Annotated in this window: 22 protein-coding genes; 16 read left to right on the forward strand and 6 right to left on the reverse strand. The window is 47.4% G+C overall.

Going from position 1 to position 22,724, the window contains the following annotated elements; all coding sequences use genetic code 11:
- Positions 1-40 precede the first annotated feature (40 nt).
- The 3 genes from KNO69_RS04450 to rnhC form a co-directional block, all read right to left on the reverse strand.
- Complete coding sequence (locus KNO69_RS04450) at positions 41-1,063, reverse strand: PTS sugar transporter subunit IIC (protein WP_214816289.1); 1,023 nt, start codon at positions 1,061-1,063, stop codon at positions 41-43.
- A gap of 301 nt (positions 1,064-1,364) precedes the next feature.
- A complete protein-coding gene (locus tag KNO69_RS04455) occupies positions 1,365-2,177 on the reverse strand; it encodes an alpha/beta fold hydrolase (protein WP_214816292.1) in 813 nt (270 codons plus the stop codon).
- Between the two features lie 71 nt (positions 2,178-2,248).
- A complete protein-coding gene (gene rnhC, locus KNO69_RS04460) occupies positions 2,249-3,163 on the reverse strand; it encodes a ribonuclease HIII (RefSeq protein WP_483297356.1) in 915 nt (304 codons plus the stop codon).
- A 119-nt stretch (positions 3,164-3,282) separates the two neighbouring features.
- Here rnhC and KNO69_RS04465 point away from each other — a divergent pair, with 119 nt between their 5' ends.
- The 7 genes from KNO69_RS04465 (at position 3,283) to KNO69_RS04495 (ending at position 11,396) form a co-directional block, all read left to right on the forward strand.
- Positions 3,283-3,681, forward strand: coding sequence for a hypothetical protein (locus KNO69_RS04465; RefSeq protein WP_214781544.1), 399 nt, complete (start codon positions 3,283-3,285; stop codon positions 3,679-3,681).
- Entirely contained in the window at positions 3,681-4,202 is a 522-nt protein-coding gene (locus KNO69_RS04470) for an NfeD family protein (RefSeq protein WP_214781542.1), read from the forward strand. Before KNO69_RS04465 ends, KNO69_RS04470 begins: the two co-directional genes overlap by 1 nt.
- A gap of 3 nt (positions 4,203-4,205) precedes the next feature.
- Positions 4,206-5,726 (forward strand): flotillin lipid rafts scaffold protein FloT, encoded by a 1,521-nt coding sequence (locus tag KNO69_RS04475; protein WP_074036561.1) that lies wholly within the window; start codon positions 4,206-4,208, stop codon positions 5,724-5,726.
- Between the two features lie 131 nt (positions 5,727-5,857).
- A complete protein-coding gene (locus KNO69_RS04480; protein ID WP_214757463.1) occupies positions 5,858-6,829 on the forward strand; it encodes a BMP family lipoprotein in 972 nt (323 codons plus the stop codon).
- Positions 6,826-8,469, forward strand: coding sequence for a methyl-accepting chemotaxis protein (locus KNO69_RS04485; protein ID WP_214816298.1), 1,644 nt, complete (start codon positions 6,826-6,828; stop codon positions 8,467-8,469). Before KNO69_RS04480 ends, KNO69_RS04485 begins: the two co-directional genes overlap by 4 nt.
- Positions 8,470-8,692: 223 nt before the next feature.
- Positions 8,693-9,277: a helix-hairpin-helix domain-containing protein gene (locus KNO69_RS04490; RefSeq protein WP_353047487.1), complete on the forward strand. Its 585-nt coding sequence runs from the start codon at positions 8,693-8,695 to the stop codon at positions 9,275-9,277.
- A 1-nt stretch (position 9,278) separates the two neighbouring features.
- The gene (locus tag KNO69_RS04495) at positions 9,279-11,396 is read left to right on the forward strand and encodes a DNA internalization-related competence protein ComEC/Rec2 (protein ID WP_214816304.1); all 2,118 of its coding nucleotides are present in this window, start codon (positions 9,279-9,281) and stop codon (positions 11,394-11,396) included.
- A 61-nt stretch (positions 11,397-11,457) separates the two neighbouring features.
- Here KNO69_RS04495 and KNO69_RS04500 read toward each other — a convergent pair whose 3' ends face one another.
- On the reverse strand, positions 11,458-11,622 hold the full coding sequence (locus tag KNO69_RS04500) for a YqzM family protein (protein WP_012726678.1): 165 nt from the start codon (positions 11,620-11,622) through the stop codon (positions 11,458-11,460).
- 90 nt (positions 11,623-11,712) lie between these two features.
- Here KNO69_RS04500 and holA point away from each other — a divergent pair, with 90 nt between their 5' ends.
- Positions 11,713-12,723: a DNA polymerase III subunit delta gene (gene holA, locus KNO69_RS04505; protein WP_264093061.1), complete on the forward strand. Its 1,011-nt coding sequence runs from the start codon at positions 11,713-11,715 to the stop codon at positions 12,721-12,723.
- Positions 12,724-12,732: 9 nt separating this feature from the next.
- Complete coding sequence (locus KNO69_RS04510; RefSeq protein ID WP_078147169.1) at positions 12,733-13,170, forward strand: GNAT family N-acetyltransferase; 438 nt, start codon at positions 12,733-12,735, stop codon at positions 13,168-13,170.
- Between the two features lie 27 nt (positions 13,171-13,197).
- Here KNO69_RS04510 and rpsT read toward each other — a convergent pair whose 3' ends face one another.
- Entirely contained in the window at positions 13,198-13,458 is a 261-nt protein-coding gene (gene rpsT, locus KNO69_RS04515) for a 30S ribosomal protein S20 (protein WP_012726675.1), read from the reverse strand.
- A 219-nt stretch (positions 13,459-13,677) separates the two neighbouring features.
- Between rpsT and lepA the strand changes: the two genes are divergently transcribed.
- The 5 genes from lepA to hemW all read left to right on the forward strand — a co-directional run bounded on the left by lepA (position 13,678) and on the right by hemW (position 20,242).
- On the forward strand, positions 13,678-15,501 hold the full coding sequence (lepA, locus tag KNO69_RS04520) for a translation elongation factor 4 (protein WP_012726674.1): 1,824 nt from the start codon (positions 13,678-13,680) through the stop codon (positions 15,499-15,501).
- Positions 15,502-15,615: 114 nt separating this feature from the next.
- Complete coding sequence (gene serC, locus KNO69_RS04525; protein WP_078147168.1) at positions 15,616-16,686, forward strand: 3-phosphoserine/phosphohydroxythreonine transaminase; 1,071 nt, start codon at positions 15,616-15,618, stop codon at positions 16,684-16,686.
- On the forward strand, positions 16,664-17,827 hold the full coding sequence (locus KNO69_RS04530; RefSeq protein WP_078147167.1) for a phosphoglycerate dehydrogenase: 1,164 nt from the start codon (positions 16,664-16,666) through the stop codon (positions 17,825-17,827). The genes serC and KNO69_RS04530 overlap by 23 nt, the downstream gene beginning before the upstream one ends.
- 11 nt (positions 17,828-17,838) lie before the next feature.
- On the forward strand, positions 17,839-19,020 hold the full coding sequence (locus KNO69_RS04535; protein ID WP_214816307.1) for a DUF1015 domain-containing protein: 1,182 nt from the start codon (positions 17,839-17,841) through the stop codon (positions 19,018-19,020).
- A 43-nt stretch (positions 19,021-19,063) separates the two neighbouring features.
- A complete protein-coding gene (hemW, locus tag KNO69_RS04540) occupies positions 19,064-20,242 on the forward strand; it encodes a radical SAM family heme chaperone HemW (RefSeq protein WP_251025558.1) in 1,179 nt (392 codons plus the stop codon).
- 44 nt (positions 20,243-20,286) lie between these two features.
- Here hemW and KNO69_RS04545 read toward each other — a convergent pair whose 3' ends face one another.
- Positions 20,287-20,892 carry a DUF1054 domain-containing protein gene (locus tag KNO69_RS04545; protein ID WP_012726669.1) on the reverse strand — a complete coding sequence of 202 codons (606 nt, stop codon included), beginning with the start codon at positions 20,890-20,892 and terminating at the stop codon, positions 20,287-20,289.
- Positions 20,893-21,091: 199 nt separating this feature from the next.
- Here KNO69_RS04545 and hrcA point away from each other — a divergent pair, with 199 nt between their 5' ends.
- Together hrcA and grpE are read left to right on the forward strand one after the other, a co-directional pair.
- The gene (gene hrcA / locus KNO69_RS04550; RefSeq protein WP_074036577.1) at positions 21,092-22,114 is read left to right on the forward strand and encodes a heat-inducible transcriptional repressor HrcA; all 1,023 of its coding nucleotides are present in this window, start codon (positions 21,092-21,094) and stop codon (positions 22,112-22,114) included.
- 17 nt (positions 22,115-22,131) lie between these two features.
- Positions 22,132-22,719, forward strand: a complete 588-nt coding sequence (gene grpE / locus KNO69_RS04555; RefSeq protein WP_012726667.1) for a nucleotide exchange factor GrpE — start codon at positions 22,132-22,134, stop codon at positions 22,717-22,719.
- Positions 22,720-22,724 lie beyond the last annotated feature (5 nt).

Below are 22,724 nucleotides of genomic sequence, written 5' to 3' on the forward strand. Positions count from 1 at the left end.
AAATATGGAGCGTTGTCCACCTGTGACAACGCTCCATTTATTATTGAATCTCGAGTGCGAGATCGCCGAACTTGGTCCATCCGACAAGACTCGTCACACGATAGAGGGCCCACGTAATGAGTGCAGGGAGTACGACGCCGGTCATCGTGAAGATGAGAAAGGCATCCAACCCTTGGACCGCTAAAATCTGAAGCGGGGCAATCAAGGAGTTGAGCCCGAGACCCGCAATTTCATATGGGACTTGGAGTGAGAACATCAAAGTAGCAATCGGTGCGGAAATCATCGCGGCGATAAACGGTGGGACGACGATTCGCGGATTTTTGATGATATTCGGAAACTGCACTTTCGGTGTGACAAAGAATGAGGCGACCAATCCACCTGGGTCGGTTTGACGATATGCCATTAAGGTAAATCCAACAAATTGAGCAGAGCAACCGATCAAGGCAGCGGCGCTAGCGACAGGGTCAAGTTGAAGCGCGATGGCGAGTGCGGCAGATGATGCAGGCGACATAAGCATGACACTGAAAACAAGTGCGATGACAAGAGATGTGGCAATCGGCGACGTTTCTACAGATGCGGTGATCCCTTGACTGATTGAGTTGATAAGAGGAGTCGTGACCGCTGCTGCAGCAACCCCAACGATTCCACCACCTAATACGGCTGTGACCGGAACGACCATCATATCAAACTTTGTTTTTCCGAGGACACGTTTTCCAAGCCAGACAGCAGCCGCTGCTGCGATCAGTGCGCTAATCGGTTGACCTGGAACGAGGACGAGTCCGCTTTCCGTCGCTTTTAAAGCTGCACCGCCAATGGTTGCGGCAATCATGGCGCTAAATAGGATGAGCGTGTTGCTTCCAAGTTGAAACGCGACGCCAGCGCCTAAAGCGGGTGCCAACAATGATTTGGCGACTTGTCCAATCTGTACGAGCATCGCGATTCCGCTCAAATTACCAATCGTCTCAATCAATAAACCGACACCGAGCGTGACGAGTACGGCATTTGCCATACCTGCTGAAATTTTGACCATTCGATCCATCATATACTGCTTCACTTCCATCATCTCCTCTATATCTTTATGTCAACAAAAAAACCTATCCATCAAGGATAGGCGCGGTTTCAATCTGCAGGCGCCTGTCCGATTACCACGGGAACAAGGGCCTGAAAAGTCGTTTTTTGAAAACAAAACGATTTCAGTCCCTCAGTCGAATAATAATCAGCAGGCTGTTCATATGTACGGGATTGGACATTTCGAGCATCTCCTCTTCGTTGGATTTGCTAAAGAATACCATCTATTTTTGTAATAATCAATATTTTCTGAAAATAAATACAAAAAAATTCAGGAAGCCCAGTGGCGTCCTGAATTAGCTCATTTGTAATGAGCGTGTTTGAATCTGATCGTCTATAAAATTCATCGACAATGCATTGAATTGATCGGGTTGGTCTACATTGACCACATGACCAGAGTCTGCAACGATTTCAACATTGGCTGTCGGTTGATGTTTCGCTGTCCGCTCGACAGCTTCAAGAAACATATAATCCTCATCACCCATAATATACAAAATCGGGACGTTCGTTTGAATCGAAGTGAACTGATTCAATAAAGGATTAATATTTTCCGTCATCTTGAACCAACGGATAAACTCACGTTGACATAAGTTCGCCGCATCGCGGACGAACATCATCCGAGACTTTTTGTGACGCTTCTTCGGGAGTAAAATCCATGCGAATAATTTATATAACCACATATAGGGGACGAAGTTTTGCACGAGACTACCAAGTCGGATGAGCAACGTGGAGCGCACATTAAATTTTACAATGGCTCCGCCGAGGACGACTGATGCGATTCGATCCGGATAGTGCTCAAACATCGCCTGAATCACAATCGTCCCTAAAGAAAGACCGACCATGTGCCCTTTTTCGATACCTAAGTGATCCATCACTTCAATCACGTCTTTGGCAACGACATCAAACGTATAGGCATTCAATGGTTGTTTGAGCGACTGTTCAGCATCGTATGAACCGCCATGACCGCGTAAATCGACGAGCAGGACATTATATTTTTTACGGAAGGGACGAAGTTGGCGATACCAATGCGATAAACTTCCTCCGGCCCCATGTATAAAGATGACCCAAGGATGGTCATCACTAATCGTGTAGGTTTTATAATGCAACATGAACGCTATCCTCCAAAAATTTTAAGTTCATTTAACCGTAAAACGAGTATATCATACTTGATGTCGAAGCTCTACAAACGACGTTCATTCAAGTTGATGGCTTTCTTTGTATTCGCAAAATGGACTTTAGCAATCTTTTGTAAATAATCCTGTCCATGACCTCGAATGATTTGAGCGGCGACTTGGTCGACTTTTGCGCCTGCCCCTTTCGGGAGGGTCAATCCTACTTGTTTACTTAGTTTGTCCATTTCTTTTAAGAAGAAGGCGCGAGCTAAAATGGAAGCAGCTGCGACGGCGACATGAAGACCTTCTGCCTTGGTTGAAAAGTAGACATCGTCGCGCACGATATCGCGCTCTGCCCGCAAGTGTTGATAGTATACCCACTTCTCTGCGAATTGATCGATTAGAATGGCATCGGGTTTCTGTCCGATTTTCTCAAGCAACGCTCGAAGTGCAGCATTATGGGCGATGGCGGTCATTTTACCTTGTGTCATCGTCCGTTGCATGTTGTTATATGTTGGATTATGCAGTGTCGCTTTTTGATAAGGAATCGTAGCGTGTAAATCCTTCGCAATCCGGATGATTTCAGGGTCGGATAACTGTTTGGAATCTTTCACGCCGAGTTCTTTGACGAGTGCGATTTGATCGCGTGAGACAAAAGCCGCTACGACGACGAGTGGTCCGAAGTAGTCTCCTTTTCCGACCTCGTCGCTTCCAATGACAGACCAACTTGAAAATCCTTCAGGTAAGAGGGTGTTCGGTGCGGATGCTTGTTTCTTCTCAGCAGGCAGTCCCCATTTCACTGCCTCGGTCTCAGCATCTTTTCCTTGGAACATCACTTTCCCTGATTGATAAACCGTTACGACAAATCCTGGTGTCTTGGCGCTGAATGTCGCATATGGTGGTGGCGCGACTGCATACTCATGGTACATCTTTTTTAGTTTTTCTTGTGATGCGGTTGATAGCTTAATGACTTGGTTGCCCAACATGAGCACTTCCTTTCTGTCTGGCAAATTCATTTTACATTTTTTTATGATTTTTTGAAACCGAAGATGAGGTTTTATCGTATACGGAGGTGAGTAGAGAAAAGTGAGGTGAGGTGGACGTGTGGTGGCGCGATGACACGCAACGAGATGAGGTAGAGGAATTATACAAGCACATTCTCGAACTCGAGTCGAGAATTGCTAAATTAGTAGCTCATCAAGTGAGAGTGCGTCGGCTACTGATGCAAGATTCTTCTGAGGGCGTGACGGATCAAGTCGTTCAAGTTCAAAAGGAAGTGGAATATTTTTTAAACAGGATGCGACTCGAACGACAAGAACTTGTCGACATATACAATCGGCGACGGATTGAACGTTCCATTGGTCGAGTTCGAGAAGTGAACGACTTATCCACTTCATCACTGTCGGAGTGGGATGAAATTGAAGATCGGCTTGCATTAGAAGTCGAACAACTTCGACGCGTACTGATGATGGAACAAAAACGTCGACAGGAGGGGTGGTAATGGAGGCAATCGATCAACTTTATTGGTGGGTGTTGATCATCGCTGGTCTTGGAACCTTTATTTACATGATGTTTTCCGATGCGTTCGATATGTTTGAAGGTTGGTTCAACCCTGCAGTCATCCTATCTTTCTTAGCACTAGGGGCAGGAATTGGGCTCATCTTAAACGCATTGGCTCACGTTTCCCCGATGATTGGGCTCGCTGTCGCATTGGTCGGGTCTCTTGCTCTGACGACGCTTCTGTATTTGTTTGTTCTCTTACCGCTCTCAAATGCGGAAGAGTCCATTGGTTTGACGGATGAGGCATTAGTTGGACGTGTCGGACGATTGACCGTGCCCATTCCTGAAGGCGGATACGGTGAAGTCTTGATTGAGACAGTGACGGGATCGCTTTTGAAGACGGCTCAAAGCTTAGACGGTACATCGATTTCGACAGATCATCGGGTAGTCATCATTGAAGTAAAAGGCAATATCGCAATCGTCATGCCATATGACGAACCTACAATTCGAGAGGAGATATAACACATGAATACGGCTATTTTAGTCAGCATTATCGTTGGGGTCATCATTCTCGCACTTGTGTTTGTATTCGTACTAAAATATCGCACAGTCGGACCAGATGAGGCACTGATTGTGACAGGTAGTTATTTAGGCAAGAAAAATGTACATAGCGATACATCCGGTAACCGCGTCAAAATCATTCGTGGCGGCGGGACATTCGTCTTCCCAGTATTCCAGCAAGCAGAACCGCTCAGCTTGCTCTCAAGCAAATTAGAGGTCACGACACCTGAAGTGTATACAGAACAGGGTGTCCCGGTCATGGCGGACGGAACAGCCATCATTAAAATCGGCGGATCGATCAGTGAAATCGCGACAGCGGCTGAGCAGTTCCTCGGAAAACCGAAGATTGAACGTGAAAATGAAGCAAAAGAAGTGTTAGAAGGCCATTTGCGCTCGATTTTAGGCTCTATGACCGTTGAAGAAATCTATAAGAACCGTGACAAGTTTTCGCAAGAAGTTCAACGAGTTGCATCACAAGACTTAGCGAAGATGGGGCTAGTCATCGTATCATTCACCATCAAAGACGTACGAGATAAGAACGGATACTTGGAATCGCTAGGGAAACCGCGTATCGCCCAAGTGAAGCGTGATGCTGATATCGCGACAGCAGAAGCGGATAAAGAGACGCGCATCAAACAGGCGGAAGCAATGAAAGATGCGAAGAAGGCCGAGCTTGAGCGTGCGTCTGAAATCGCGGAAGCTGAGAAAGAGAACCAACTTCGGATTGCGGCTTATCGCCGTGAGCAAGATGTTGCCAAAGCGCGGGCCGACCAAGCGTATGAGCTTGAGGAAGCGCGTGCGAAACAAGAAGTCACTGAACAGCAGATGCAAGTTCAAATCATCGAGCGTCAAAAGCAAATCGAGCTCGAAGAGAAAGAAATCATGCGTCGTGAGAAACAATATGATTCAGAAGTGAAGAAAAAAGCCGATGCGGATCGATACTCGATTGAACAGTCTGCCGCTGCGGATAAGGCACGTCAAATCGCAAGTGCGGATGCAGAGAAGTATCGTATTGAAGCACAGGCGAAAGCCGATGCGGAACGCGTACGTTTGGCAGGTCTTGCAGAAGCGGATTCTGAACGTGCGAAAGGTGAGGCAGAAGCTGAAATTATCCGCTTGACCGGTCTTGCCGAAGCGGAAGCGAAAGAGAAGATTGCCGAAGCCTTCGCGCAATACGGGCAGGCTGCGATTCTCGATATGGTCGTCAAGATGCTTCCTGATTATGCGAAAGAAATTGCATCGCCACTTGGAAACATCGATCAGATTACGGTCGTCGACACGGGGAGTGGTCAAAACGGCGGTGCCGGGAAAGTGACAGGTTACGCAACCGACCTCATGGCGTCGCTTCAACAAACATTAAAAGCTTCTTCGGGCATTGATATGAAAGACTTGCTCGAGAACTTTGCGGGGAAAGGGAACGTTGCAACAGCTCCTACACCGGAGCGTGAATTAGCTGATACGACGGTTGCTGCTTCAAAAGAATAAGTGTAAGAAGCCATGGACGATGTCTATGGCTTTTTTTATTGCCACAACTTTTAAAAAAAATAATGTAGAATAACCCTTTCTCGGTCGATATAAGTGTTGTCAGACCATTAGAGAGAGGGAGTATTGAATATATGAAGAAAAGTATAATGCTCAGTACAATCACGGCTTGCACCCTTTGGTTGTCCGGTTGTCAGTCAGTTATCGACAATCCAAGTGCCACTGTCGATGAACGACAGACGATGGGAGTTGTTCTATCTGACGTTGGTCTCGGGGACCAATCGTTCAGTGACGCAGCTATGCGTGGGATGGGTGAGCTACGTGAAACGGGCGATTGGTTCGTTGATTATCGTGAACTATCCGAAACGGAGACATACAAAGTTGGTTTTGAAGAATTGGTAAAAGAGGGACATGACGTAATTGTCGGTCTCGGTTTTGCGTGTCAAGAAGACTTAGAGGCCGTAGCGGCTGAACATCCGGAACAGCAATTCGCTTTGATCGATGGCGTGTCCGAACTTCCGAACGTCTTGAATATCACGTTCGAAGAGGGAGAGGGAAGTACGCTCGCCGGCGCAGTGGCTGGTCTTGAGACAGAGTCCGATACGATTGGATTTATCGGTGGGATGGATATGGAACTCATTCAAAAATTTGAAGCAGGATTTGAACGTGGCGCTAAAGCGGTGAACGAAGATGTCGAGATGCTCGTTGATTTCTCGAATGATTTTGCTTCACCAGAGCTCGGTCGCGAACTCGCTGAGAAACAAATTAAAGCGGGAGCAGATGTTCTGTATGCTGCAGCTGGACTTACAGGAGTCGGTGTACTCGAGACGGCTGAAAAATATGGCGTCAAGGCAATCGGGGTCGATAGTGATCAATCGATGATTGCACCGGATGCGGTTGTGACGTCGATGTTGAAACAAGTCGATTTGGCGATTGTGGAAATCGCGGGTCGTGTGACCGAAAAACCGTTTAATGAACATGTCATTCTTGGAATTGAGGAAGGTGGCGTAGGCTTGGCCCCACTTCGTCGCATTCAATGGGATGAAAAAGAAACATCTGAGTATGAATCAGTAGAACGCCAGTTGAAGGAGGGAACACTTAAATGAGTTTACGTAAACGTTTTATCTTCTCAACTGTGTTCACTGTCATCTTAATCGTACTGATGATGAGTTATGTCTTGTCTACTTTGAATCGCTTGCAAACGTATAACGAGAAATATGGGAGTCAAATGATTGAATTGTCTCAACTTGAAACGTCACTCTTACAAGAGCAGTCACTCTGGACGTCACTTGGCGAACAGTCGAACCAATCTACATTGACTCAACTAGAGCGCATCCGTGTGATGAACGCGGAAACATTTGATGATTTAAAACAGTCTTATTTGATTCCGGCATTTTCAAATCATTTAGACCGTGCCACGATGAAGTACGAACAGGTGAACGAAGATGTCGAGTCGGCACTTGAGGGCGGTATCGGAGCTCGGATACAGGCAGCGAAACTAGAAGGTTTGTTAAACGATATCAATACATTGATTGCAAAGAACGGTTCATTCTATGAGGCGCTTCAAGTAGAGGCGGCAAATGAGACGGAACGTCTCTTGTTGATTTCGGTCCTTTTGACGATTCTTGTCATTCTTGCGCTCGGAATCTATAACTTCTTCTTTGCCCGTTCGATCACCCGACCACTCGAGCGAAATGTCAAAGTGGCAGAAGCGATTGCGGCCGGACGTCTCGTCACGCTCCCTGAGTCGACGCGGAATGATGAAATCGGGCGTCTTGAACGTGCCATGCGTGATATGACGGCATCACTTCAGACGGTGATTGGTTCGATTCGAGTCACATCAATGAAAGTGAACGGTATGACCGAAACAGCAGCGGCCGAAAATGAAGCGGTCGTGAGTACAACTTCTAACATTACGAACGCAGTTGATGAAATGGCACACGGAGCACAGTCAATTGCAAACGAACTGCAAGAAACGCTCAGCTCTGTGCATACGATGGCAACTTCATTTGAGACGAGCTTGAACCAGACGAAACAGACGACGGAAGAAACGTCAGAAATGACACGTGAAGTGGCGGCTGGAATTGAAACATTAACCGACCAAGAGCATATTTTAGATCGTTCAAGCGAACGGAATGAAGTGCTTGTTTCGCGCATGGACCACTTTGCAAGACAAACTGCTGAGATTGAGGCGATGGCGGAGCTCGTCGAAGATGTCGCGGCTCAGACGAATTTACTTGCTCTCAATGCAGCAATCGAGGCAGCCCGTGCGGGAGAAGCGGGACGAGGATTTGCTGTCGTTGCAAGTGAAGTGAAGAAGTTGGCGGAAGAAAGCAACAAGGCGACTCGATCCATTTTCCACGTCGTCGAGACGATCCAGCAAGAAGTCGTACGTTTGACGGAAACGGTGAACGAGTCAAAACGTGAACAAGAGGCTCAGCTGGAAGCGTTCGGATTAACGAAAGAAGCGTTCAACCGAATCCATGAACGGACAGACCACGTCGCCTCGTTCGTGCGTACGATTGAACAAGAGATGCGCACATCGAGTAACGAGGTAAACAACGTCTTACGTCGGGTCGAAGAAGTATCTGGCGTGACGGAAGAGTTAGCCGCAGGAAACGAAGAAGTGGCAGCCTCGATGAAAGAACAGCAAGCGAGCTTTGATCAAATCTTTACGTTAATGCAAGAGTTAGAAGGACAGGCAGCGGCGCTCGCTGACCAGGTTCAGCATTTCGAAGAAGAATAATCGAACAGTGAACAGTAGGAACGGAGGCCACGTGGTGGTCTCCGTTTTTTCCGTCATTCTATAACCCATGCATTAAAATTATGTGATTGAATACCGTTGCATGTATGAGTGTGATATATAACTTCCAAACAAATCATTTCCTAATGACACGAATGTGGAGAAGAAGGAGACGTGTTTCGAAACAGCTGATTCGGCATACTCAACGTAACAGTCGAACGGGGTGGTGATACGTTTGGAAAGGTGGAAACAACTCGTCATTGGTCTAATAGTCGTTCTATTTTTAGGAGTAGGCTATTTGTTTTATCAAAAGGAACCGGAGCAACGAATGGTGGATGAATTCGTCATAGAACCTGAGGAGGTCACACCGACCACGACACCAGAGCGTATGGAGCTCGTTGTGTACGTGACAGGTGCGGTTGAATCTCCGAACGTGTATACCGTACCAGAAGGGGCAAGGGTGGGCGATGTGTTGTCTTTAGCAGTCCTGACAGATGAAGCTGACCCAGAACAGTTAAATTTGGCACAACTATTAGTAGATGGAGTCAAAATCATCGTTCCGAAAAAAGGAGCGACGCCGATTTCGCAAGACTCACCGAGTCCCGAGATGGAGACGAACGGTGTTCATGTCAACAGTGCGACGAAAGAGGAACTAATGACTGTTCCGGGAATTGGTCCAGCCAAAGCCGAGGCGATTTTAAATCATCTGAAAGCGAACGGTCCATTTAAAACATATGAAGCGCTAGGTGATGTGAAGGGGTTCGGCGAAAAGACATTAGAAAGTATGAAGCCATATTTATTGGTGCCATAGGATGCCGCTGTTTCCATTATTTGCGGTACTCATTGTAACCGGTCTGACAGAAGGATTCTATTGGGTCTCCGTGGTCGCTTTTGTCTTCTATCTATTTACTCGACGTGGACAAGGCTTATATGCGAAAGCCGGTGTGATTGGGTTCATCTGCATCGCATCGTTCCATACGACCCCTATAGAATCGTTATCGCGAGACACGATTGCCTTCTCAATCGAAAGTCGAAAAGAGAATGGGAAATCGGTAAGACTATACGGGAACGTAGACGATCTTCAGGGCGTTTTACGAGGACGCGAATTAGAACACGGACGACCTGGGGAGACGTGCCTTATGCAAATCGAAGTAGAGGCGTTTCAACCGTTACGAAACACCGGAGGATTTGATGAACGGGATTGGGCGCTGAGTTCAAACGTATCCTTCAAAGGAAAGGTGAAACGAATCGATGCGTGTCGTCCGACAGCAGGATGGGGCGGTCGGTTGTTGCGTTGGAAAGAACAACAACTTCAACAAATTGAGCATCGTCATCGTGAGGATGTCGCATTATATATGGAGGCATTATTGTTCGGGGAGAGTCGAATGCTAGATGAACAGACCTCGTTTTCTTATCGTGTGACGGGCCTTCTTCACCTTCTTGTGATTTCCGGTTCGCATATTGCCATGTTGATTGTGGCCATGCGCGTATTGTTGCACCTGATCCCTATTCGACGTGAGACGAAGACGATATTGATGATCTTTAGTATTACGGTATTCGGATGGATGACTGGTTTTTCTCCACCTGTCGCAAGAGCTGTTGTCGTCGCAGATGTGATCCTCTTTATCTCTCTATTCGGTGTGACGGTTCGAGACCCGATTCGACTCTTAAGTTGGTGTGCGGCGGGCATGTTGGCTGTTCAACCGTTCCTTCTCACGAATCTGGGTTTCCAGTTGACGATCGGGATGACCTTCTTTTTGTTAGTCACGAGACAAATCTGGACAGGACTCATGGAGTTGTCCATTTTCGCACAGCTGTTCGGGTTGATTGTTCTATGGCAAGTTCAACCGGTTCTATCCGTCGCGGCACCGATATGGAATCTCTTGATGGCCATCTGTATCTCGTGGGTCATCATGCCACTCGCATTTGTCACATGGCTGATTCCTTCGATTGCCCCGTTGTTCATGATTGTGTTGGATGCGATCAATGGAATGTTCGCCCTCCACGATGATTTACGACCTTGGATTCCGTTGCACGATCTGGCATTGCCGTCGCAAATCGCATTGTTGCTAGGATTGTGGGGAAGCTTAACGCTGATGAATCGAAAACGTTGGATCGGATGGGGGGCGGCCATCATGACATGTGGGTTGATTGCGGGATGGTCGGAATGGGCGGAATCCTCACGGGTGACCTTTTTGGATGTCGGGCAAGGTGATGCAATCATCGTAGAATCGGGAAGAACGGTTGGTGTCATTGATGTAGGGGGCGTATTTCAAGATCCAAACGAACAAAAGCGAAGCACGTTTGACCCGGGTGAAGATGTATTGGCTCCTTATCTATGGAAACGTGGGGAGCGCTCGCTTGATTTTGTCCTGTTGACTCATGCGGATCATGACCACATCGGCGGATTAGAGGGATTATTGAAAGTGGTGACGGTGGAAGAACTTTGGATATCAAAAGAAGTGGCGAATGCTGAAAAACGAGAAGAGTTGCTACACTTAGCTGCGGTCTATGATGTATCGGTCCGTTATCTCAAGGCGGACGATCGTCCGACGCCATGGATGTGGATTGTGGCACCGAATCGGCGACATGAGGATGAAAATGATCATTCGATTAGCCTTTACATGAATGTAGGTGGCATGCGGTATCTATTAACAGGAGATTTGCCGATAGAGGGAGAAGCAGAGTTACCGACGCTTGACGTCGACGTATTTAAATTAGGGCATCACGGATCCAACACGTCGTCGGGGGAAGAGCTGCTTGAGCGAATCGATCCAGAATGGGTCATTGCGAGTGTCGGTTCGAACAATCGGTATGGACATCCGCACGAGGAGACGTTACGACGGGTTGTGGGCAGACGTCTATTACGAACCGATTTGAACGGGATGATTGTCTGTGAAGAGAACATGTGTCGGGGGATCATCGAGTAGTACGGGATAAAATGTGATACACTAAAAAACGATTGCTCCCCCGGGGCAATCGTTTGAACACTTATAGACTTAAGAACTTGATGATGACACCGATGAAGAAAATCGTGAAGAAAAAGCCAAATGGGACGATGAAGCCGATCGCAGAGTCGATGGCGTCATTACGTTTGCATTGAACGTCATTTTCAAACGGGTTTTCACTCGGTGGGCGTACTGAGTTGATTTGCATATTAGGTCCCTCCTTATCATACTTCTTTTATAAGTATAGCGAATCATGGGAAGATAATCTATGTTTAGATGAGAATAAATTGTGAAAGTGGTGTGTGTTTTGAATGAACCGTGGTTACATAATGGAAAACTGGCGAGCGTCTATGTTCTCCATGGCACCGAAAAATATTTGTTAGAGACGTGGGAACGTGAAATCGTGAAAGCGGCCAATCCATCCGGTGATCAATTTGATGTCATGCAACTAGATCTTCAAGAGACGTCACTCGATACGGCGCTTGATGAAGCGGAGACGGTCCCTTTCTTTAGTGAGTATCGCACGGTTATCGTGAAAAATGCCCAGTTCTTAACGGGTGCGAAAGAGAAGCAAAAGCACAATGTCGACCGTCTGGCGGAATATGTCGTGCAACCGGCGACTTACTCGGTTCTTGTCTTAATTGTTGAGTCAGAAAAACTCGATGAGCGGAAGAAAATCGTGAAGCGCTTGAAAGAGCGTGCCATCGTACTCGAAGCGAAAAAACCGAGCCAAAACGAACTGATGCGATACGTGAACGATGCATTGAGTCGTGAACAACAAAAGATGGAGCGTTCTACGATGGAGCGTCTTTTATTCCTATGTCAGGATGATTGGGGAAAGTTGGTTCGTGAATTAGAGAAGCTACAGTTGTACGCGGGAACGGGTGCGACGATTCCGATTGAGATTGTGAATGATTTAGTTCCCCGTACATTAGAAGATAACGTCTTTCAACTCTCGGAGATTCTCGTCAAACGTCAAGCAGATGCAGCGCTTCGATTGGTTCGGGATTTAGAAAAACAAGGGCAAGAACTGATTGGACTACTCGGGTTGCTTGCTAGACAATATCGGAACATGTACCTGTCAAAACAGTTGACAGAGGCAGGTTATGGAGAAAAGCAAATCGCATCGAAAATCGGGGCCCACCCGTATACAATCAAATTGGCGACACAAGCGAGTCGCGGCTTTTCAGAGGCTCAGCTCGCACGTGCGTTGACATTGATTGCAGACGCGGACGAGGCCATGAAAACAGGACGAGGTGACAAACAGATCGTTTTCGATACGCTCGTTTGTCAACTGGCCTTATTGTGAGGTGAGGGAATGGGATTCAAACAAGTGACGCTTCAAGACGTGATCCCACTCCGTCATGTTGTGCTCAGACCAGGAAAAGACGTTGAGACATGCTATTTTGAAGGGGATGAGGTGCCGACGACGCGACACTTCGCTTGGGTTGAAGGCGATCGAGTGCTATCGGTCGCTACAGTCATGCTGTCCCCGAAACAAATCGAGGGTGTGAAGATTCCGCTCCAACTCCGTGGCATGGCGACGGATCCTCATGTTTCGGGACAAGGAATCGGCTCTCGATTTTTACAGGCACTCCATGATGAACTGAGGAGTTCATGGTGGTGTAATGCGAGAGAAGTGGCTGTCCGTTTCTATGAACGAAATGGACTTACACGAATCGGGGAGCCGTTCGACATCCCTGGGATTGGCCCACACTACGTCATGGTATACAAAAAAACAGCCGGCTCCGAATAGGAGGCGGCTGTTTCGTGTGATCTCTAATTAGAGAGCAGCGATACGAGCTGCGAGGCGTGATTTATCACGACCTGCTTTGTTTTTGTGGATAAGACCTTTTGATGCAGCCTTGTCGAGCTTCTTCGTAGCGAGAACGAAAGCTTCTTGAGCAGCTTCTTTGTTTCCTTCGAGTACGAGAGCATCAACACGTTTTACTGCTGTACGCATTGCCGCTTTCTCTTGTGAGTTCGCAACACGACGTTTTTCAGAAGTTTTTGCACGTTTGATTGCTGATTTGATGTTTGCCATTGTTTGTCACCTCCTGAAACAAGAAAGTGTATGTTCTTATTACTTCAAGTAATCATTCAACAGAACAAGCACAATTGTAGCAAACGGTTATATGAAAAGCAACCACTTGATGATTATTCTGAAAACTATCTGTGGTATTGTTGTAGTAGGTCGTACACATTACTTTAGGATTTTGATATAATGACACGGTATGCATGAGAAGGATAGGTGAACCCATATATGAACAAACAAGAATTAGAGAATCGTCAGAAGAAGATTCGTAACTTTTCCATCATCGCGCACATCGATCATGGAAAGTCGACGCTCGCTGACCGGATTCTTGAGAAGACTGGTGCACTCACGGCTCGTGAGATGAAAGAGCAGACGCTTGACGCGATGGACTTGGAGCGTGAGCGTGGAATTACAATCAAATTGAACGCCGTCAAATTGAACTATACGGCGAAAGACGGAGAAGAGTATATTCTTCACTTGATCGACACGCCAGGACACGTCGACTTCACATATGAAGTGTCACGTTCGCTTGCGGCATGTGAAGGTGCGATTCTCGTCGTCGACGCAGCGCAAGGAATTGAAGCTCAAACCCTTGCGAACGTTTATTTAGCACTCGATAACGATCTTGAAATCATCCCGGTTATCAATAAAATCGACTTGCCGTCAGCGGATGTCGAGCGGGTCCGTCAAGAGATTGAAGACGTCATCGGACTCGATGCGAGTGACGCGGTCCCGACTTCTGCAAAAGCGGGAATCGGGATTGAAGAGATTCTCGAACAAATCGTGGAACTTGTCCCTCCGCCGACAGGAGACCCGTCTGAACCATTGCAAGCACTGATTTTTGACTCATACTATGACGCTTACCGCGGTGTCGTCGCATCGATTCGTATCGTGAACGGTTCAGTCAAAGTAGGAGACAAGGTTCAAATGATGGCGACCGGCAAGACGTTCGAAGTGACGGACCTCGGTGTCTCGACGCCAAAACCGATCTCTGTTAAAGAATTGAACGTCGGAGACGTTGGTACGCTTTCTGCATCCATTAAAACAGTCGGAGATGTTCGCGTCGGGGATACGATCACACTTGCTAAAAACCCGGCAACGAGTCAGCTACCTGGTTATCGCAAGATGAACCCGATGGTGTACTGTGGTTTGTATCCGATTGATGCGGCTAAGTACAATGATCTTCGTGAGGCACTTGAAAAGCTCCAGCTCTCGGATGCCGCGCTCGAGTTTGAACCAGAGACATCGCAAGCGCTCGGTTTTGGTTTCCGTTGTGGATTCCTCGGCATGCTTCATATGGAAATCATTCAAGAGCGGATTGAACGTGAGTTTAACATCGACTTGATTACGACTGCACCATCGGTAATTTATCACGTGACGACGACTTCAGGCGAAGTGATTCACGTCGATAACCCATCGAAGATGCCAGAGCAACAAAAGGTCGATTCGATTGAAGAGCCATACGTCAAGGCGGCTGTCATGACACCAAACGACTACGTGGGTGCCATCATGGAACTTTGCCAGAAGAAACGCGGAACGTTCATCGATATGCAATACATCGATACGACTCGCGTCAAAATCACGTATGAGATTCCGCTCAGTGAAATCGTCTATGATTTCTTCGATCAGTTGAAATCGAGCACGAAAGGCTACGCGTCTCTCGATTATGAGTTGATCGGCTACCGTCAATCGCGTCTCGTGAAGATGGATATCTTGCTCAATAACGAAGTCGTCGATGCCCTCAGCTTCATCGTTCACCGTGACTTCGCGTACGAACGTGGGAAGGTCATTGTTGAGAAGCTTAAAGCTCTCATTCCACGGATGCAGTTCGAAGTTCCAGTCCAAGCGGCTGTCGGAACCAAAATCGTCGCACGTTCTACGATTAAAGCACTTCGTAAAAACGTTTTGGCTAAATGTTACGGAGGAGATATCTCACGTAAACGGAAACTCCTCGAGAAACAAAAAGAAGGTAAGAAGCGCATGAAGATGGTCGGGTCCGTCGAAGTCCCGCAAGAAGCGTTTATGTCTGTCCTCTCCATGGACGAAGAATAATGAGATTAAATCGCCCTGATTTTCGAATCAGGGCGATTTTGTATTTTAGGCAGGAAATGCCACTTCCTATAAGGAAGAGTACACCCTTAGACAGACTATAGAGGAGGAAACACCGTGTCGACGTATACATACTCTGCGGGTCCCGGCATGCTACCGACGGAAGTGATGCAAGAGATTCAACAACATCTTCTGACGTTTGAATATGAAGGCGTTTCGATTATCGAAACGAGTCATCGCTCCGCGTCTTTCCAACGTGTGGTCGACTCTCTTGAATGGAGACTGAGAAGACTTATGCATATCCCTGAGAATTATGCCGTACTTTGGCTACAGGGCGGGGCGACGTTACAATTTTCCATGATTCCGATGAATTTACGGAAACAGAATCGATTCGTTTATGTGGATACAGGCATCTGGTCTAAAAAAGCGATGGAAGATGCGAAACACTTTGGAGAGGTCGATGTCATTCATCCGTTGGTAGATGCGACGGGAGGGATGTCTTTTGAATCGAGCCTTGTCCAAGAGGTGGACTATCTCCATGTGACACTGAACAACACGATTGAAGGGACTCGATTTACACATATCCCTGAAGTCGATATTCCGTTGATTGCAGATGCTTCTTCGAATATTCTAGCCGAGCAGATCGATGTGGAGCGCTTCGGGGTGATTTATGCCGGAGCCCAGAAGAATATCGGACCTGCAGGACTGACGGTCGTCATCATCCGTCGAGATTTGATTCAGTCGCTTCAGTTGCCGAGTTATCTTCAATATGCATCACATGTCGATACGTTATTCAATACACCGTCGACGTTTAGTATGTATGTAGCCGAGCGTGTATTGAAGTGGGTAGAAGACTGCGGAGGCGTCGAAGCGATGGAACGATTGAATCGTCAAAAAAGTGACAGGATCTATTCCTATCTTGAAGAGTCGACCTGTTTTTCTCCAATTGTAACGGGGGAACGTCGTTCATTGACGAACATCCCATTTACAACGGGAAATCAAGAGCTGGATCTGCGCTTTGAGCGATACGCGTTAGAACGTGGCTTGCTCGAACTCGGTGGCCATCGTTCGGTAGGGGGCTTACGTGCAAGTCTATATAATGCGATGCCGCTAGAAGGGGCAGAACGCCTCGTCGACGTCATGAGAGCATTCGAGGAGGAGACCCATGTATCACATCAAAACATTTAATCAAATCGCTGCCGCTGGTCTGAAACGATTCGAGCCAAGCGAGTACGTCATCAATGCATCGGATCAAGCCGATGCTTGGGTACTGAGAAGTCATCAAGTCCATGAAGAGGACATCCCTCCCTATCTTCTCGCCATCGCTAGAGCTGGGGCCGGTGTCAACAACCTTCCGCTCGATCAACTTGCGAAACGAGGAATCGTCGCGTTTCATACACCTGGCGCGAATGCAAATGCGGTGAAAGAGCTCGTCCTTGCAAGCATGATCCTCTCAGTACGACCTATTGTGAAAGGTTTCAATTGGGTGAATGAACAGACTACCGCATCGCAATCTCAATTAGAAGAAGCGATGGAATTGCAAAAACGACAATTCCTCGGAGCGGAGTTGCGAGGTAAAAAAGTGGGGATTATCGGTCTGGGAGCCATCGGTGCGTCGCTAGCCAACAATCTTCTCCAACTCGGGGTCGATGTCATCGGATACGACCCTCATCTCTCGGTTGATGCCGCTTGGAATATTTCGAAACATGTCACGCGTGCCAAACACTTAAGTGAAGTACTGGGCAACGTTGATTTACTGTCGATCCATATGCCTTTGACTGAGGAGACTCGATTCAGCATCGACCGGAGTTGGTTTGAGCGAATGAAACCGGGGATGACTGTTTTGAACTTTGCGCGAGGAGAACTCGTGAAAGATGATGACTTACTGAAGGCATTCCATCATCATGTGGGACTGTATGTGACCGACTTCCCCCGTCACACGCTGATCGGTCATCCGCAAGTCATGGCATTGCCTCACCTCGGTGCATCGACTAAAGAGTCGGAAGTCAACTGTGCCATTCAAGCCGTGGAGACGCTGAAATTGTATCTCGAGACAGGGAATATTCGTTCGTCCGCTAATTTTCCGAACGTCGAGCTTCCATACACGGGTAAACGCCGTCTTGGGATTTTGCATCGAAACGTCCCGAACATGGTCGGTCAAATCACGGGAGAACTTGCCTCACATGGATTGAATATCGATAACATGGTCAATCGTAGCCGCGGGGAGATGGCGTATACGTTGATTGATTTAGACAACAGCGAGCATGAACCGTTATCGATTCATGCGCTGTATGAAATACAGGGCGTCATTCGCGTCCGGGAATTTTAAGGAGGATCCTTATGGTAGTATTTAAACCGTTCAGCCCTTATATGCCAACGCATCCGGAACGTGTCGCCGCTGACCCGTATGATGTCGTATCGATTGAAGAAGCGCAAGCCGTCATTTCAGAAAATCCCGATTCCTTTTTAGCAGTGGATAAGCCAGAAGCGCTTCAATCTGACCTTTCCCTTGAGAAGTGGGGGGAGCTGGCGCGTCATGAGCTAGAACGTCTCTATGAAAAGGAATTGACGGAACGTCCGAACGGATTTTACGTCTATCGATTGACATCGGGACAACGTCAGCAAACGGGTCTAGTCGCCACCTTTTCAGTCGCGGATTATGAAGCCGGTCGCATCAAGATTCACGAACATACACGGGAAACGAAGGAGCGGGAACGTGTCGAGCATGTCCGGGCGACGCGAGCGCACACCGGTCCGATTCTACTCAGTCATCCTCCACATGCAAACTTGAAGCAAATCTTACATAAAGCGACTGACGGAGACCCGTTATTCTCGTTCACGGATGAACGAGGCGTCATGCATGAAGGATTCATGATTCCAAACCGTGAACTCGCTCGTGTCATGATGATTGGCGCGACCATCCCGTCGATCTACATTGCAGATGGACATCATCGTGCGAAAGCGGCAGCGGTCGTTTCCGGGATGAGTGGGGATCGTTCTCAAAAGAATGGACGTTCACACTTCTTAGGTGTCCTCTTCCCGAGTGACGAGTTGACAATCTTGCCGTATCATCGCGTGCTGACAGCGATAAGTCCTGAAGAGGTAGAGAATATGTTAGACGGACTCTCGTTTTCATACATAATCAAGGAGGAGGATCGTCTTATCCTGCCGAATGAACATGGCGTCTTCGGAGTCGCCTATCGAGGGAAGTATTATAAGTTGACGAAACGGCAAGAAGACCCGGCGCTCGACGTTGCCATCTTACAGCGAGATATTCTGACGCCATACTTCAACGTTGAAGATATCCGTACGGATGCGAGAGTCGATTTTGTCGGAGGAAACAAGACGGTCGTTGAATTAGAGAAGCTGACTCAGGTGCCGGACCGATTGCTTTTCACGTGCCATGAGACAATGATGTCACAACTGATGCGCGTGGCGGATGATGGTGGCCAGATGCCTCCAAAATCAACCTGGTTCGAGCCGAAATTGAAGAGTGGTTTATTCATTCATCGATTCGATTGATGGCGCAGGCTGGAAAGAACAGACGAAAAGCGTTATAAATGGAATGAGAAGAAAGGGGTGGCCGAAATTGGCTAAAGCCGTATATCTTCACATTCCATTTTGTGAACATATTTGTTATTACTGTGATTTCAACAAGGTGTTTTTAAAAAATCAGCCTGTTGATGATTATTTAGATGCATTAGAACGAGAGATGGTATTGACGCTCGAGGCGTTTCCGACAGAGCGGATTGATACCATCTTTATCGGAGGCGGGACACCGACCGCGCTCAATGAGGAGCAGATGGCGCGCCTGATGGACATGGTCCGCCAACACATTCTGCCACTCGCGTCAGACGACTTAGAGTATTCTGTCGAAGCGAACCCGAACTTTGTGAGTGCGGAAAAACTCGACACGATGAAAGCAGGTGGCGTCAACCGACTCAGTTTCGGTGTCCAGACGTTTGATGATGGTGGACTCGAGCGCATCGGGCGGACACATCGGGCGGATGATGTGTTCGAGACGGTAAGCGAAGCGGCAAAGCGCTTTGACAATATCTCGATTGACCTGATGTTCGGTCTTCCGGAACAAACCGTTGAACAAATTGACCGTGATTTAGCGCTAGCGCTCCAATTACCGATTCAACATGTATCCTCTTATTCGTTGATCCTCGAGCCGCATACCGTCTTTGCGATTCAAGATCGAAAAGGGAAGCTCCGTTTACCGGGGGAAGATGTCGAAGTCGAAATGTACTTGAAAGTGATGGAGACGCTTGAACGCCATGGTCTCAAACAATATGAAATCTCCAACTATGGCTTGCCTGGTCGAGAGAGTCGTCACAATCAAGTGTACTGGCGCAATGAAGAGTATTATGGATTCGGAGCCGGAGCGCATAGTTATTTGAATGGGACACGTCGCGCCAATATCGCTCCAATTCCTCACTATATTAAAGCAGAAGGCATCCCTGTGAAACGGGTGACCGAACTAGAAGAAGTGGAAAAGATGGAAGAAGAGTTATTCCTCGGCCTGCGTATGCGTTCCGGGGTCTCGCTTCAGACGTTTGAACAAAAGTACGGAGTGTCGCTCGATGATGTGTTCGGTCACGTCATCGAAGAGTTGGTGAAGAAGTCACTGATTGAACGGACGGACACACATATCCGTCTAACGGCATCCGGTTTGCCACTCGCCAATGAAGCCTTTGCAGCCTTTATTGGAGAAGCAAAACTTGAACATGCTGATTCATAAAAAAATGGACAAGTCCCTCGTGAGGATTTGTCCATTTTCTTATATTACAAGACGAGATCACGATAGAGCGGTGTAAGCCGACCGAACGTGTCTTCGACCAACGCGAGAAATGCGTCTTCATTTTGAAGAATCGACGCATCGGCAGGAAGTTGACGGCCGATCAAGAAATCAGCCTTTTTCACAGTGCCGAATCGCTCAAGTAGCGATTGAATGTCTTCAGTTGACGTATCTTCAACAAGTAACGCTTCTTTTTTCATATGGTCGCCCGCGATATGGAAATCAGGGAATGTTGATTTCAAATCGATTTGTTGCAGGTGTTTCGCGATGGCGTCCTTGTTCGGCATCTCATAGATGAACGCTAGCCAGATGAAGACACGATCGTCGAAAAGCCCAACTTGTAAGTGCGGATGTTTTTTGTACCCACGTTTGTCGTGACAAATCGCCATCCACGTATCTTTCGGTGGGTTCACCGTCCGACGAGCGTGCTTCGCCACATGCAAATAAAGAGGAATACCGACATCAGCTTCAAGCTCTGGCCCGACCTCGTCATAAATCCGATGGAAGAGCGGTTGAATATCCGAACGGATGCCAGACATTCGTTCGTCGAGTCCATCCTGTTTAAATACATTAAATTGTTTTGTTGTAAACATTTAATCACCTCATCATCTATTCTACCGAAATGGGCTTTTATTTTCATTTCGTAGGTTTGCTATCGTGAAAAAAGGTGAAAAAATCCGAGTGTATGAATTGACAAATAGTGAGAACATGATAATATTTGAAGTGTGATTAGCACTCGTTAAATATGAGTGCTAATAAAGCGGGGTAACCTTTTCAGAGAGGAGTGATGTTGTGCTGACAGATCGACAATTGCTCATTCTTCGAGCCATCATTGATGATTACATTCAGACGGCTCAGCCGGTCGGTTCTCGGACATTGTCGAAACGAGACGATTTGACGTTTAGTTCAGCAACGATTCGGAATGATATGGCCGATTTGGAAGACATGGGGCTGATTGAAAAACCACATACTTCTGCAGGTCGCATCCCGTCAGAGGTCGGCTATCGATATTACGTGGACCACCTCGTCGAGAAGCAGATCATCGACGAACGGGAGACAGGTCGACTAGAAGAACGTTTGAAACAATCTTCAAAAGAGTCTGAGATCCTGATTCGACAAGCTGCAGATCTCCTTTCTGATTTGACCAATTATACGACGGTCGCCCTCGGTCCAAACAGCCAAATGGAAACGTTGGCCCGTGTGGACTTTATGCCATTAGACGAGCGGCGTGGTGTCGTTCTCATCGTCACGGATCAAGGTCACGTCGAGCATCGTACCGTCATGTTTGAATCGCGTGTCGCTCCTGACGTCATCGAGGAAACGATTCGACTGTTGAACGACCGCCTTGTCGGAACGCCAATCGGACAATTGAAAATCCGGATTGGGGAGGAAGTTGCCAAATTGCAACTCGCTCAGCGACAGCAGTACGAGAACATGATGCAACTGATTCAATCGACGCTCGGAATCCAAACGCCGTCTTCGCTTTATCTCGGGGGCAAGAAGAAGATCTTCAATCAACCCGAGTTTCAGACGCTCGACACGTTACGCCCATTCCTAGAATGGATTGATGAGCAAGAACGATTGACGCACTGGCTCGAATCGTTGCCAAATCGTGAAATTTATGTGAGCATTGGGAGCGAGAACGGAATTGTCGCCCTTCAAAATTGTAGTGTCATCACCTCGGATTATACACTAGACGGAAAAACATTCGGTACAATCGCTATGATTGGTCCAACGCGTATGAATTACCGTCATGGTGTCCAAATGATGGGACAAATTATCGAAGCGTTGCGACGAACGAAACTAGATGAGTGACGGAAAGGAGTTTTATTATGACAGCAGATCACCAAAACGGGCACGAGCAAGATGACGTGCTTGAAGAAAAATCTGTAGACTCGGCACAAACAGAAGAGAATGAGTCAACTGAATCAAATGAAGATGAGGTTTTAAATGCTGAGATTGTGGAAGAAAGTTCTGAGGGGACGGACTTACAAAAAGAAATCGAAGCGTTGAAAGCGAGCGAGCTCCGCATTCGTGCCGACTTTGACAACTTCCGTCGTCGGACGAACGAAGAGAATGCCAAACGCGTCAAGTTTGCTTCACAGTCTGTCATTGAAAAATTGATTCCGCTCATTGACAACTTTGAGCGTGCACTTCAAGTAAACGCAACTTCAGAAGATGCGAAGCAGATTCAATCTGGAGTAGACATGATTCATCGTCAACTACTTGACGTATTAAATGCTGAGCAAGTCGAAGTGATTGAAGCAGTCGGACAGCCGTTCGACCCAAATTTCCATCAAGCAGTCATGCAAGAACCGAGCGATGAGTTCGAGTCAGGTATCGTGACGATGGAGCTTCAAAAAGGATATACGATGCATGGTCGAGTCATTCGCCCGAGCATGGTAAAAGTCGCAGAATAACACTA

It is taken from the genome of Exiguobacterium sp. s131 (genome assembly GCF_018617345.1).
GTDB classification, from domain to species: domain Bacteria; phylum Bacillota; class Bacilli; order Exiguobacteriales; family Exiguobacteriaceae; genus Exiguobacterium; species Exiguobacterium profundum.